The sequence below is a fragment of the Lentzea sokolovensis genome, from assembly GCF_033949975.1.
Taxonomy (GTDB): Bacteria; Actinomycetota; Actinomycetes; order Mycobacteriales; family Pseudonocardiaceae; genus Lentzea; species Lentzea sokolovensis.
In genome coordinates this window covers 377,534-388,978 of sequence record NZ_JAXAVU010000017.1, presented here as the reverse complement: position 1 = coordinate 388,978, position 11,445 = coordinate 377,534, and the positions used below count along the sequence as shown (strand labels likewise).

The 11,445-nt window shown below is 68.6% G+C and carries 13 protein-coding genes; 6 read left to right on the top strand and 7 right to left on the bottom strand.

All coding sequences use genetic code 11. The annotated features are described in order from the left end of the window. Nucleotides 1-13: 13 nt before the first annotated feature. Nucleotides 14-664 carry a response regulator transcription factor gene (locus tag SK854_RS44795; protein ID WP_319981283.1) on the bottom strand — a complete coding sequence of 217 codons (651 nt, stop codon included), beginning with the start codon at nt 662-664 and terminating at the stop codon, nt 14-16. Between the two features lie 84 nt (nt 665-748). Here SK854_RS44795 and SK854_RS44790 point away from each other — a divergent pair, with 84 nt between their 5' ends. Continuing rightward, the gene (locus SK854_RS44790) at nt 749-1,552 is read left to right on the top strand and encodes a universal stress protein (protein ID WP_319981282.1); all 804 of its coding nucleotides are present in this window, start codon (nt 749-751) and stop codon (nt 1,550-1,552) included. On the opposite strand, the gene SK854_RS44785 is transcribed toward SK854_RS44790, so the two are convergent. After that, nucleotides 1,539-2,096 carry a YceI family protein gene (locus SK854_RS44785; RefSeq protein ID WP_093604141.1) on the bottom strand — a complete coding sequence of 186 codons (558 nt, stop codon included), beginning with the start codon at nt 2,094-2,096 and terminating at the stop codon, nt 1,539-1,541. The genes SK854_RS44790 and SK854_RS44785 overlap by 14 nt on opposite strands. A gap of 148 nt (nt 2,097-2,244) precedes the next feature. On the opposite strand from SK854_RS44785, the gene SK854_RS44780 reads away from it, so the two are divergent. Further along, nucleotides 2,245-2,724, top strand: coding sequence for a MarR family winged helix-turn-helix transcriptional regulator (locus tag SK854_RS44780; protein ID WP_319981281.1), 480 nt, complete (start codon nt 2,245-2,247; stop codon nt 2,722-2,724). Here the strand turns inward: SK854_RS44780 and SK854_RS44775 are convergent. Next, complete coding sequence (locus SK854_RS44775; protein WP_319981280.1) at nt 2,629-3,573, bottom strand: helix-turn-helix domain-containing protein; 945 nt, start codon at nt 3,571-3,573, stop codon at nt 2,629-2,631. The genes SK854_RS44780 and SK854_RS44775 overlap by 96 nt on opposite strands. 70 nt (nt 3,574-3,643) lie before the next feature. Between SK854_RS44775 and SK854_RS44770 the strand changes: the two genes are divergently transcribed. Then, entirely contained in the window at nt 3,644-3,793 is a 150-nt protein-coding gene (locus SK854_RS44770; protein WP_319981279.1) for a hypothetical protein, read from the top strand. Nucleotide 3,794: 1 nt separating this feature from the next. Here the strand turns inward: SK854_RS44770 and SK854_RS44765 are convergent, their stop codons facing one another. After that, nucleotides 3,795-4,910, bottom strand: coding sequence for a citrate/2-methylcitrate synthase (locus tag SK854_RS44765; RefSeq protein ID WP_319981278.1), 1,116 nt, complete (start codon nt 4,908-4,910; stop codon nt 3,795-3,797). Between the two features lie 42 nt (nt 4,911-4,952). Between SK854_RS44765 and SK854_RS44760 the strand changes: the two genes are divergently transcribed. Further along, a complete protein-coding gene (locus tag SK854_RS44760) occupies nt 4,953-6,074 on the top strand; it encodes a citrate synthase (RefSeq protein ID WP_319981277.1) in 1,122 nt (373 codons plus the stop codon). Nucleotides 6,075-6,125: 51 nt separating this feature from the next. Here SK854_RS44760 and SK854_RS44755 read toward each other — a convergent pair whose 3' ends face one another. Continuing rightward, nucleotides 6,126-6,986 carry an alpha/beta fold hydrolase gene (locus SK854_RS44755; RefSeq protein ID WP_319981276.1) on the bottom strand — a complete coding sequence of 287 codons (861 nt, stop codon included), beginning with the start codon at nt 6,984-6,986 and terminating at the stop codon, nt 6,126-6,128. Nucleotides 6,987-7,076: 90 nt separating this feature from the next. Between SK854_RS44755 and SK854_RS44750 the strand changes: the two genes are divergently transcribed. Together SK854_RS44750 and SK854_RS44745 are read left to right on the top strand one after the other, a co-directional pair. Further along, the gene (locus SK854_RS44750; RefSeq protein ID WP_319981275.1) at nt 7,077-7,676 is read left to right on the top strand and encodes a TetR/AcrR family transcriptional regulator; all 600 of its coding nucleotides are present in this window, start codon (nt 7,077-7,079) and stop codon (nt 7,674-7,676) included. A gap of 59 nt (nt 7,677-7,735) precedes the next feature. Next, the gene (locus SK854_RS44745) at nt 7,736-8,833 is read left to right on the top strand and encodes an acyltransferase family protein (RefSeq protein ID WP_319981274.1); all 1,098 of its coding nucleotides are present in this window, start codon (nt 7,736-7,738) and stop codon (nt 8,831-8,833) included. Here the strand turns inward: SK854_RS44745 and SK854_RS44740 are convergent. Together SK854_RS44740 and SK854_RS44735 are read right to left on the bottom strand one after the other, a co-directional pair. Beyond that, the gene (locus SK854_RS44740; protein WP_319981273.1) at nt 8,796-10,502 is read right to left on the bottom strand and encodes a 1-deoxy-D-xylulose-5-phosphate synthase; all 1,707 of its coding nucleotides are present in this window, start codon (nt 10,500-10,502) and stop codon (nt 8,796-8,798) included. The genes SK854_RS44745 and SK854_RS44740 overlap by 38 nt on opposite strands. After that, complete coding sequence (locus tag SK854_RS44735; RefSeq protein ID WP_319981272.1) at nt 10,492-11,433, bottom strand: 4-hydroxy-3-methylbut-2-enyl diphosphate reductase; 942 nt, start codon at nt 11,431-11,433, stop codon at nt 10,492-10,494. The genes SK854_RS44740 and SK854_RS44735 overlap by 11 nt, the downstream gene beginning before the upstream one ends. Nucleotides 11,434-11,445 lie beyond the last annotated feature (12 nt).

Sequence of the window (11,445 nt, the reverse complement as noted above, 5' to 3'; positions counted from 1 at the left end):
TCCAGGACACGGCCTAGTGGGGCTTGTCGATGTCCTTGCGGAACTGCGACGCGAACACGGCCGCCTGCGTGCGGCGCTGCATGCCGAGCTTCGCCAGCAGGTGCGAGACGTAGTTCTTGACGGTCTTCTCGGCCAGGAACATGCGCTCGGCGATCTGCCGGTTCGTCAGGCCTTCGCCGATGAGGTCGAGGACGGTGCGCTCCTGCTCGCTGAGCATGCGCAGCGGGTCGCCCTCCTCGCGTTCGCGGCGGATTCGGTTGAGCAGCGCGGAAGTCGTGCGGGCGTCCAGAAGGGACTGTCCCGCCGCGACGGTGCGGACGGCGTTGACCAGGTCGGCACCCAGGATCTGCTTCAGCACGAAGCCGGAGGCGCCGGCCATGATCGCGTCGAAGAGGGCCTCGTCGTCCGCGAAACTCGTCAGCATCAGGCACTGCAGGCCGGGGATCCGGCTGCGCAGTTCGCGGCACAGTTCGATGCCGTTGCCGTCCGGGAGCCTGATGTCGAGCACCGCCACGTCGGCCTGGGCGCCCGGCACCTTGGCCAGAGCCTCCGTGACCGACGCGGCGTCACCGACCACCAGCAGATCGGACTCCTCGCCGAGCAGGTCCGCTATGCCACGCCGGACGATCTCGTGGTCGTCGACGAGGAAAACACGCGTCGCCATGAGGGCCACGGTAGCCCAAAGACCCTGACATGAGGGGACCAACGGCACGCGGCTCACTGCGACGATCGGGCCTACTTTGGGATCATGAGCAGACTTCCCGTGGTCGTCGGAGTCGACGGTTCCTCGTCCGCGCTCGCCGCGGTGGCGTGGGCCGCTCGGTCGTGCGCGCATCATGGAGCGCCGTTGCGGTTGGTGCACGCGTACACGTTGCCGACGCGTGGGTACCCCGAGGTCATCTCATCAGCGCGTGACCTGCGCTCGGCCATGTACGACCAAGGGCGGATGTGGCTTTCTCAGGCCGTTGCCGTCGCACGGGCGGAAGCACCTGATGTGTCCGTGGAGCACGACTTGCGCATGGAACACCCCACGCCCGTGTTGATCGCGGAGTCTGCACGCGCACGTGAGGTGGTGGTGGGGTCGCACGGACTGGGCGGGTTCACCGGAGCGCTGGTCGGCTCAACGGCCGTGGCGCTGTCGATTCACGGTGAGTGTCCCGTGGTGGTGGTCAGAGGCAGTCAGCACGACGGGCCCGTGGTGGTGGGTGTCGATCTCTCGCCCGAGTCGGACCCGGCCATCGGCTTCGGGTTCGAGGAGGCGGCGGCGTCCGGGGTACCGCTGGTGGCGGCGATGGCGCACGTCGACGAGCAGTCGTCGCTGCTGAACGCGCGCATGTCCGGGTGGCAGGAGAAGTACCCGGACGTCGCGGTGGAACAACTCGTGGTGGGGGAGCGGCCGATTCCGTTGCTGCTGGAGCTCGGGCAACGGGCCGGACTGCTCGTCGTCGGGTCTCGGGGGCGTGGCGGATTCGCCGGGATGCTGCTCGGATCTACCTCGCAGGCCCTGATCTACCACGCCCCGTGCCCGGTGGCCGTCGTCAGGCCTGCTTGATCGCCGAGATCTCGAACTCGAGGACGACCTTCTCGCTCACCAGCACGCCACCGGTCTCCAGGGCGGCGTTCCAGGTCACGCCGTAGTCCTTGCGGTTGATGGTGTGCGAGCCCTCGAAGCCCACGCGGGTGTTGCCGAACGGGTCGACGGCCACGCCCTCGAAGGCGAACGGGATGGTGATGCTCTTGGTGACGTCCTTGATGGTGAGGTCACCCGTGATCTCGAAGTTGTCGTCGTCGACCTGCTTGGCCGAGGTCGAGACGAACTTGATCTCCGGGTACTCCTCGACGGCGAGGAAGTCGTTGGTGGTCAGGTGACCGTCGCGCTGTGCGTTGCGGGTGTCGATGCTGGCGACCTTCAGGGTCACCTCGGCGGTGGTGTTGTCCGGCTTGTCACCGTCGATGGAGATCTTGCCGTCGAACTCGTTGAACGCACCACGAACCTTGGTGACCATCGCGTGGCGCGCGACGAAGCCGATGCGGGAGTGCGAGGCGTCGATGACGTAGTCGCCGGTCAGTTCGGAGAGGTTGGTGGCGGTGGTCATGGTGTCAAGTCCTTCGGTTGCTCGATTTGGTTGAAGTGTCACTCACCCTGCCGGAACGTGGATGATGTGTCAACTATTCCCGTATGCTGAACCAGTGACACGATGGTTGGAACCTGAGCAGCAGCAGGCGTGGCGTGCCTACGTCCGCATGCAGGGGGAGCTCAATGCGCATCTGAGCAGGCAGATGTCAGTCGATTCGGACATCTCGATGGCTGACTTCGCCGTGCTGGTGCAGCTCACCGACACGCCTGATGAACGCGTGCGCGTGTTGGAGCTTGCACGGTCCTTGCACTGGGAGAAGAGCCGTATCTCACATCACGTCGCACGGATGGAGAAACGCGGCCTGGTGCGCAGGGAGAACTGCCGCAGTGACGGGCGCGGGTCGTTCGTCGTGCTGACGGACCTGGGCCGGTCGGCGATCGAGGCGGCCGCGCCGTCGCACGCCGAGACGGTCCGCAAACTGGTGTTCGACCTGCTCGACGACTCCGAGGTGGCGGCGCTGCGGGAGATCTCCGAGAAGGTCTTCGCGCGCCTAACGACAGGAGAATGTGCGGCGGTAATCGCTCGGTGCGATGCCGACGACCCGATGGAAGTGGTGCCGGAGGAGAGCGGCTGTCCCGAAGCCTGACCTGGTCGCGACCGCGTCGACGTCCAGATCGGTCTCCTCGAGGAGTCTGCGCGCGTGAAGCACCCGTTGGAGTGACAGCCACTTGTTCGGGGTGGTGCCGGTCTCCGCGGCGAACCTGCGCGCGAAAGTCCGTTCGGACATGACGGCGAGCTTCGCCATCGTGGCCACCGTGTGGTTGTCCGCGATCGTGTCGAGCACCTGCTCCAGCACCGGCTCCAGGCTGTCGGAGCTGCACTCCGGGATCGGGAGCTCCACGAACTGCCGCTGACCGCCGTCGCGCTGCGGCGCCACGACCATGCGGCGCGCGATGATGTTGGCGACCTTGGTGCCCAGCTCTCGCCGGACCAGGTGCAGGCAGGCGTCGATCCCCGCTGCCGTGCCGGCGCTGGTGATGATGTCGCCGTCGTCGACGAACAGCACGTCCGGATCCATGTGGGCCTTCGGGAACCGCTCCTGGAACTGCCTCGCCTCGCGCCAGTGCGTCGTGCAGTTCCGGTCGTCGAGCAGCCCGGCCGCGCCGAGGATGAAGGCCCCGCTGCACACGCTGAGCAGCGTCGCGTCGGTCTCCTGGAGTGCCTTGACCAGCTTCTCGGGGTAGTGGTCGCGGACCCGCGCGGCGGGCAGTGCGACGAGGTCGACGCTCTGCAGCGCGTCGAACCCGTGTTCCGGCGTGATGCTCACGCCCCGGACGCTCGTCGGCACCGGCTCGTTCGGGAGCTCGCCGCAGACCCGGAAGTCGATCGGCGGCACGCCCTCCTCGGTCCGGTCGATGCCGAACACCTCGCAGAGCAGGCCGAACTCGAACGGCGCGACGCCGTCGATGAGGGGAACCGCCACCGAAGCCAGCATGGCAGGATATTAGCGCGCAGCGTCAGATCTGCCACTGTTGGCGGGATATTGCCGACCATACATTTATGACATGACTCTTGCAGCGATCGTCCTGGCAGTAGCAGCACTCTCCGTCTGGCTCGACAAGCACCGCGACCGCACCGCCGGTCTGGCGGGCTCGTCCGACGTCAACGACCGCGACCGCACCCGCGTGCGCAACGACCTGCGGTACCTCACCTGATTCAGTGCCCGATGATCTGGGGCTCCGGCCCCGTGTAGCGGGCGACCGGGCGGATGATCTTCGTGTCCTCGGACTGTTCGAGCGCGTTGGCACACCACCCGATCACCCGGCTGCACGCGAACGTCGGCGTGAACATCTCGCGCGGGATTCCGCACTGCTCCATCACCACGCCGGCGTAGAACTCCACGTTCGCGTACAGCTGCCGGCCGGGCTTGAGCTCGGCCAGCAGCTCCGTGACCCTGCGCTCCACGGTGACCGCGAACTCCGTCAGCCGCGTGGGCTGCTCCAGCGCGATGTCCTTGAGCAGGCGCGCTCGCGGGTCCTCCGTCTTGTAGACGGCGTGCCCGAACCCCATGATCCGGTCGCCCTGCTCGATGCGTTCCCGCACCCAGGCGTCGATGTTGCCCGGCGTGCCGATGAGGTCGAGCGCCTCCAGCGCCCGGTCCGGCGCGCCACCGTGCAACGGCCCGGAGAACGTCCCGATCGCCGCCGTCACCGCCGACACGACGTCCGCTCCCGCCGACGCGACCACGCGCGCGGTGAACGTCGACGCGTTGAAGCCGTGGTCGATCGTGGCGATCAAGTACTGCTCGACGGCACGAGCTGCCCATGGTGACGGCTCATGCCCGGTCAACATGTACAACCAGTTCGCCGACGTTGACAAATCAACCCTGGGGTTGACGGGATCAAGTCCGAGCTTGAGCCGGTGCAGCGCGGCGAGGATCGTCGGCGTCATCGCGCTGACCTTCAGCGCGTCCGCCTTCCTGGTGCTCATCGGCGCGTCCCACATCGGCTGCGCCGGCAGCATCGACAACGCGGTCCGCAGCCCGGCCAGCGCGGTGCACCCCGACCGTGCGACGGCGGGCAGCACCTCGCGGATCGCCGCGGGCACCGTGCGCAGTTCAGCGGTCTGGCGGGCGAACAGCGCGGCCTCGTCCGGGTCCGGCAGCCTGCCCTCCGCGAAGAGGAACCACACGTCCTCGAACGACCGCGTCCTGGCCAGTTCGATCGCGTCGTGCTCGCGGTAGTGGTAATAGCCCGCGGCACCGTTCACGTCCCCGATCAGGGTCGTGGTGACGACGACGTCTTTAAGCCCTTTGGGTGCATCAATCAACATGGACACCAGGCTCCGTCAACATGTCTTGTACAGTCAACGTTGATGGAATCAATGTTGACGACGAATCAAGCTGCTCGCCGCCTGGGCGTGAAACCGGCGACGGTCTACGCGTACGTCAGCCGCGGCCACCTGACCAGCACGAAGGTGAACCGCCACAGCATGTTCGGCGTCGCCGAGGTGGAGGCCCTGGCGCAGCGCACTGGTGCGCGCGGAGCAGTGGCCGCTGTGACGGATCGCATCCGCACCCGCATCTCGCTGCTGGAGAACGACCGCCTGCACTACCGCGGCCGGTCCGTCCCCGAACTCTCGAGCACCAAGCGCTTCGAGGACGTCGCGCACTGGCTGTGGACCGAGATCGACTCGACGGGCATGCAGTTCCCCGAGGGCCAGGAGATCTGGATGGCCCTGCCCGACAGTGCCACCCTCACCGACCGGGTCCGCGTGGCCATCGCCCTGGCCAGCGTCGGCGACCCGCTGCGCTACGACCTCGACCGGGCCGTCACCACGGCCAAGTCCCTGATCGCCGACGTCGTCGAGTCGCTCCCGCTGATCGGCAGGCCGCAGGGCACCGACATCGCCGAACGCCTGTGGGCCCGCCTCTCGCCGGAGCCCGCGCAGCCCGACCTGCTCAACGCCGCCCTGATCCTGCTGGCCGACCACGACCTGGCCATCTCGACCATGGCCGCCAGGGTCGCAGCCTCCGCCCACGCCAACCCGTACGCCGTCGTATCGGCGGGCATGGGCGCCATGGAGGGCCAGAAGCACGGCGCCGCCACCACGATCGCGTACCGCTTCCTGCTGCAGGCCCAGTCCGACCCGATGGGCACCGTCGCCGAACACCTGCGCTCCGGCCATCCGATCCCGGGCTTCGGCCACCGCGTCTACCAGCGCCGCGACCCGCGCGCCGACCACCTCTTCGCGCTGCTGCGCGGCCACGGAGACCTGGTGGCGGACAAGGTGATCGCCACCCAGTCGCAGACGTTCCCGAACGTCGACCTCGCGCTCGCTCAGTTCGCCCTGCTGTTCAAGATGGCGCCGGACGCCGGCGAGGCGATCTTCGCGATCGCGCGGATCGTGGGGTGGATCGCGCACGCGATGGAGGAGTACAAGGAGCCGGGCCTGCGGTTCCGCACGATGGGCGTGTACACGGGCGACCGGCCGTAGCCGTGTGAAGCGCCAGGCGACCCCCAGGACGCCCGGCACCTCGGAGCTCGTTCAGTCCGGCAGGCCGGCGTGGTCCTCCCCGGCGAAGGCGAGGATCCGCGCGTTGGTCAGCTCGAGTTCCTCCAGGTTCAGCGCATGCGTCGCCCCGGGCACGATCTCGGTGCGCACGTTCGGGACGAGGGACTCGACGCGCGCGGCCAGCTCCGGTGCCTTGATCAAGCTGCGCTCGCCCAGGATGAAGTAGGTGGGCACGTCGATCGACCGCAGCTCGTCGTCGGTGAACACGTGCAGCGGAGCCATCTGGATCTTGAACTTCATGCCGCGGAACACCAGCGGGCGCATCGTGTGGCGCACGGAGGGATCACCAGCGCTGACCCGGCGCAAGATCGCGGTGGGCAGCCACCAGCGGGACAGCTCGCCGATGCTCCAGAGGACGAACCTCAGGAAGGCGATCCCGAACCCGCCCGGTTCGAAGGCGAGGACGCCGGCGACCCCGGCAGGACGGCGGGTGGCGAGGTTCAGCGCCAGGAAGGCACCGCGCGAGATCCCGACCAGGTGGACCTTCTCGTGGCCGAGCCCCGCGAGGACGTCTGCGAGCCAGTCCGCCTCGTCGTCGGTGCTCTCCATGGGCCGGGTCTGAACCGAGCGCCCCGGTTCGCCGATCATGTCGACGGCGTACACGGTGTGCCGCGCCGCCAGGTCGGCGACAAAGGGGTACCAGGACAACGAAGTGCCCATGGCGCCGTGCAGCAGCACGATCGGCGTGCCGGTGCCGCTGCGCCGGACACGGGTCGCGCCGAACCGCGTCTCCACGTCCAGTTCCTCCGACGGCACCGGCCACTTCCGCCGGATCGCCTCGTAGGTGGCGAAGTACCGCTCCTGCGCCTTCTGGTCCACGAACTTCCCGACCATCACACCCCCAGGTAAGTTTTCTAATGCAGATGCAATGTAACAGCGTCGCGCGGTGCTCGTCGACACCGGTCGTTGTGACACAGTGATCACATGCCGAAGCGCGTCGACCACGAGGAGAAACGGCGTGACCTCGCGGAGGCGCTCTTCCGGATCGCTTCGACACGAGGCCTTCAGTCGGTGACGTTGCGCGCGGTCGCGGCGGAGGCGGGCGTGTCGATGTTCCAGATCCAGTACTACTTCCCGACCAAGGAAGAGATGCTGCGGCACGCCTGGCAGCGGATCACCGAGCTGGGCGCCGAACGTGCCGGGCAGCGCATCGCGGAGGCGATGCGGACGGGTGACGAACGCGCGGTCATGCGGGCATGTCTGCTCGCGGTCCTGCCGACGGACGAGCGCAGCCGCATGCTCTGCGCGGTGCAGATCGCCTACTTCGCGCTGGACGTCACGCGCGGCAGTCAGGCGCCGGACCAGCAGGCGATGATGCCCTACCTCGTGCGCCTGCTCGTCGACCAGCTCGGACTCGCCCGGAAACGCGACCGGGTCCCGTCACACCTCGACCTCCAGCTGGAGGCGGACGCGCTCGCGACCATGACGGCCGGCCTCCTCAGCGCGATGCTGGTCGACGCCTACGACGCGAAGCAGGCCGAGGAGATCGTCGACTACCGGCTCGGCCAGCTGTTCTCCGCCTAGCGAGGGCTGCCTCGCTTGGCCGCTGGCGTGATCGCGTCCCGAAGCGGACCATCGAAACCATGAGATTGTCCGCTGTGGACAACCTGAAGGTGATCCTGGTGGCGTGGGTCATCGGCGGCCACGCGCTGCTGGGCTACGCCGCGATCGGTGGCTGGCCGTACGACGAGGTCAACGAGGTCACGTTCCATCCCGGGGTCGAGACGGTGCTGGCGGCGTTGGTCGGGCCGTCGGGGCTGTTCTTCATGGGCACCTTCTACTTCATGGCCGGGATCTTCACGCCCGGCTCGATCGAGCGCAAAGGGCGGCGGCGGTTCATCGCCGACCGGCTCGTGCGGCTCGGCACGCCCTGGATCGTCACCGCCCTGGTCGTCTGGCCGACGTTCGTGTGGATCGCCTACAACGGGGCCGGGCGGGACGTCTCGTGGTGGCAGGCGTTCACGGACCGGCGGCCGTTCCTGGACAGCGGGTCGTTGTGGTTCGTCGGGGTGCTGCTGATCTTCAGCATCGCGATCGCCCTGGCACCGCCGATCAAAGAACGTGCCATCACGACCAAGACCGTCGTGGGCATGACGATGATCGTTGCGGGGACCACGTTCCTGACGCGGCTGGTCTTTCCGGCGCGCAGCGGGCAGGTCGGGGATCTGCACCTCTGGTGGTGGCCGCAGTGTCTCGGGATGTTGCTGCTGGGGGCGATCGGCGGGCGCAAGCTCGCGGAACGGGTGCCGGACGAGATCTACCGGATGACCCGCAACGTCGTCATCGGGACGATCGCGGTCCTGCCGGTCGCGGCCGCGCTGATGGGCGTGCTGGATCTGGCCAAGAGCGCGGAACCGTTCCTCGGCGGCTGGACGTGGCAAGCGCTGACTCTCGCCCTCATCGAGGGGATCCTCGTGGTGGCGGGGAGTGTGTGGCTGATCGGGCTGGCGCAACGCCGGCTGACGCGCCAGGGGCCCTTCGCGGAGGGGCTGGCGCGGTCCGCCTACGTCGCGTTCGTCGTGCAGGGGCCGATTCTGCTCAGTCTCGCGACCGCCCTGCGCCCGCTGCACCTTCCCGCCGAGGTGAAGGCGCCGCTGGTGGGTGCGGGGGCGATCGCGTTGTCATTCGCGATCGGCTGGTTCGTCACTTCACGCCGAGGCGCTTCAGCACGCTCGTCGTGATGCCGGCGGCGTCCAGGCCGTGTGCTCGCAGGATGCGGGCGCGGGAGTCGTGCGGCAGGAAGCGCGGTGGCAGCGCGAAAGTCGCCACGCAGGTCGAAGAACCGGCCAGCGCCTGACCCAGCCGGGCGCCAAGGGCACCGGTCGACGTCGTGTCCTCCACGGCGAGGACCAGGCGGTGCTGGCCGCTGTACTTGACCAGGTGCGGGTCCAGGGGAGCGGTCCAGCGCGGATCGACCACGGTGACGCGGACGTCGTGCCCCGCGAGTTCCTCCGCCGCGGCCAGGCACTGGCCGGCCAGAGGGCCGACCGCGATCAGCAGCACCTCGGCGTCCGGTTCCTCGCGCAGCACGTCGAAGTGGTTCACGCGCCGCAGAGCGGGCACGTCCGGGCCGACGGCGGCCTTCGGGTAGCGCACGACCGTCGGGCCGTCCGACACCTCGACGGCTTCGCGCAGCAGCGCGGCCAGCGAAGCGGGATCGCGGGGTGCGGCCAACCTCAACCCGGGCACGACGGGCAGCACGGAGGCGTCCCACATGCCGTGGTGCGACGCGCCGTCCGGGCCGGTCACGCCGGCGCGGTCCAGCACGAACGTCACTGGGAGCCGGTGCAGGGCCACGTCCATCAGCAACTGGTCGAAGGCACGGGACAGGAACGTCGCGTAGACGGCGACGACCGGGTGCAGGCCGCCCATGGCCATGCCGGCGGCGGACGTCACGGCGTGCTGCTCGGCGATCCCGACGTCGAACACCCGCGCCGGGAAGCGTTCCGAGAAAGGCCGCAGCCCCACCGGTTCCAGCATCGCCGCGGTCAGGCAGACGACGTCCGGACGCGAAGCACCGATGGCCACGATCTCGTCGGAGAACGCGTCGGTCCAGGTCCGCCCGCCGGAGGCACCGGACGCGCCGACGGCGTGCATGCGGTCGGCCTCGTCGGACTCCGCGGCCTCGTACCCCTTGCCCTTCACCGTCTTGCAGTGCACGACGACCGGGCGGCCGAGGGATTTGGCCTCCCACAGGGCGTTCTCGACGGCGTGGACGTCGTGCCCGTCGACCTCACCGATGTAGGCGAGCCCCAGCGCCTCGAACAGGTGCCGCGCCGAACCGGCCAGCAGGGACGCCGCGAAACCACCGGTCGTCGGGTCGTAGGAACGGCCGTTGTCGTTCAGCAGCACCACGACCGGACGAGAAGCGCCGCCGATGTTGTTCAGGGCCTCCCAGCACATCCCTCCGGTCAGCGCGCCGTCGCCGACGATGGCGACGACCCGGCGATCGGTGCCGCCGAGCTCGAACGCCTTGGCCAGACCGTCCGCATAGGACAGTGCGGTGGAGGCGTGCGAGTTCTCGATGACGTCATGTGCCGACTCGGCCGCCGACGGATAGCCGGACATGCCACCGGCCTGCCGCAACGAGTCGAAGTCGGAGCACCGGCCGGTCAGCATCTTGTGCACGTACGACTGGTGCCCGGTGTCGAACAGCACCACGTCGGCAGGGGAGTTGAAGACCCGGTGCACGCCGATCGTCAGCTCGACGGCGCCCAGGTTCGGGCCGAGATGGCCGCCGGTCCGGTGCACCTTGGAGATCAGGAACGACCGGATCTCCGCTGCCAGCGAAGACAGTTCGGAGGAGGAGAGCGCCCGGACGTCCGCGGGCGAGGTGATGTCAGCCAGCACGGCGCACCGCCAGCGGCAACGTGAAGGCGATCGTCTCCGTCGCGGTCGTGTGCGTCGACACGGAGACGGAACCCAGGGATTGCAACGCCGCCACGACCTCGTCCACCAGTTCAGGGGGCGCGGAAGCACCGGCCGACAGACCCACGGACGACACACCGGAAAGCCACGCCGGGTCGATCTCGGAGGCGTCGTCGATCAGGTACGCAGGAGTGCCGCCACGGGCCGCGAGCTCCACCATCCGCACCGAGTTGGACGAGTTCTTCGAGCCCACCACCAGCACCAGGTCCGACCGCGCGGCGACCTCGCGGATGGCGACCTGCCGGTTCGTGGTGGCGTAACAGATGTCGTCGGAACCGGGGCCGCGCACCTGGGGGAACTTCCGCTCCAGCGCCTCGATCACCTCGGTCGTCTCGTCCACGGCCAGCGTCGTCTGCGTCAGGTAGGACACCGGACCGGTGATCTCCAGCGCCTCCACGTCCGCGACGGTCTCCACCAGCACCATCTGGTCGGGAGCCTCGCCGAACGTGCCCTCGACCTCCTCGTGCCCGGCGTGCCCGATCAGCACGATGGTGTCGCCTCGTTCGGCGAAACGCCGCGCCTCGGCGTGCACCTTCGTCACCAACGGACAGGTGGCGTCCAGCACGTCCAGCGAGCGATCCCGCGCCTCAGCGCGCACGGCGGGGGAGACGCCGTGCGCGGAGAAGACCGCCGTGGCACCGAAAGGCACCTCGGACAGCTCCTCCACGAACACGGCGCCACGAGCCTCAAGCGAGCGCACGACGTGGACGTTGTGCACGATCTGCTTGCGCACGTAGATGGGGCCGCCGCGTTGGTCCAGCAGTCGTTCCACGATCTCGATGGCCCGCTCCACCCCGGCGCAGAACGACCGGGGTGAGGCGAGCAGCACCGAACGCGGCGGATGTTCCGTCATCTAGTGCCTTCC

What these genes read in the sequence shown, in the direction of transcription:
- SK854_RS44745 (WP_319981274.1), top strand. Translation starts at nt 7,736, where the DNA reads ATGAGATTGTCCGCTGTGGACAACCTGAAGGTGATCCTGGTGGCGTGG.
- SK854_RS44760 (WP_319981277.1), top strand. Translation starts at nt 4,953, where the DNA reads ATGGAATCAATGTTGACGACGAATCAAGCTGCTCGCCGCCTGGGCGTG.
- SK854_RS44775 (WP_319981280.1), bottom strand. Translation starts at nt 3,573, where the DNA reads ATGCTGGCTTCGGTGGCGGTTCCCCTCATCGACGGCGTCGCGCCGTTC.
- SK854_RS44795 (WP_319981283.1), bottom strand. Translation starts at nt 664, where the DNA reads ATGGCGACGCGTGTTTTCCTCGTCGACGACCACGAGATCGTCCGGCGT.
- SK854_RS44755 (WP_319981276.1), bottom strand. Translation starts at nt 6,986, where the DNA reads ATGGTCGGGAAGTTCGTGGACCAGAAGGCGCAGGAGCGGTACTTCGCC.
- SK854_RS44790 (WP_319981282.1), top strand. Translation starts at nt 749, where the DNA reads ATGAGCAGACTTCCCGTGGTCGTCGGAGTCGACGGTTCCTCGTCCGCG.
- SK854_RS44770 (WP_319981279.1), top strand. Translation starts at nt 3,644, where the DNA reads ATGACTCTTGCAGCGATCGTCCTGGCAGTAGCAGCACTCTCCGTCTGG.
- SK854_RS44780 (WP_319981281.1), top strand. Translation starts at nt 2,245, where the DNA reads ATGCAGGGGGAGCTCAATGCGCATCTGAGCAGGCAGATGTCAGTCGAT.
- SK854_RS44765 (WP_319981278.1), bottom strand. Translation starts at nt 4,910, where the DNA reads ATGTTGATTGATGCACCCAAAGGGCTTAAAGACGTCGTCGTCACCACG.
- SK854_RS44785 (WP_093604141.1), bottom strand. Translation starts at nt 2,096, where the DNA reads ATGACCACCGCCACCAACCTCTCCGAACTGACCGGCGACTACGTCATC.
- SK854_RS44735 (WP_319981272.1), bottom strand. Translation starts at nt 11,433, where the DNA reads ATGACGGAACATCCGCCGCGTTCGGTGCTGCTCGCCTCACCCCGGTCG.
- SK854_RS44750 (WP_319981275.1), top strand. Translation starts at nt 7,077, where the DNA reads ATGCCGAAGCGCGTCGACCACGAGGAGAAACGGCGTGACCTCGCGGAG.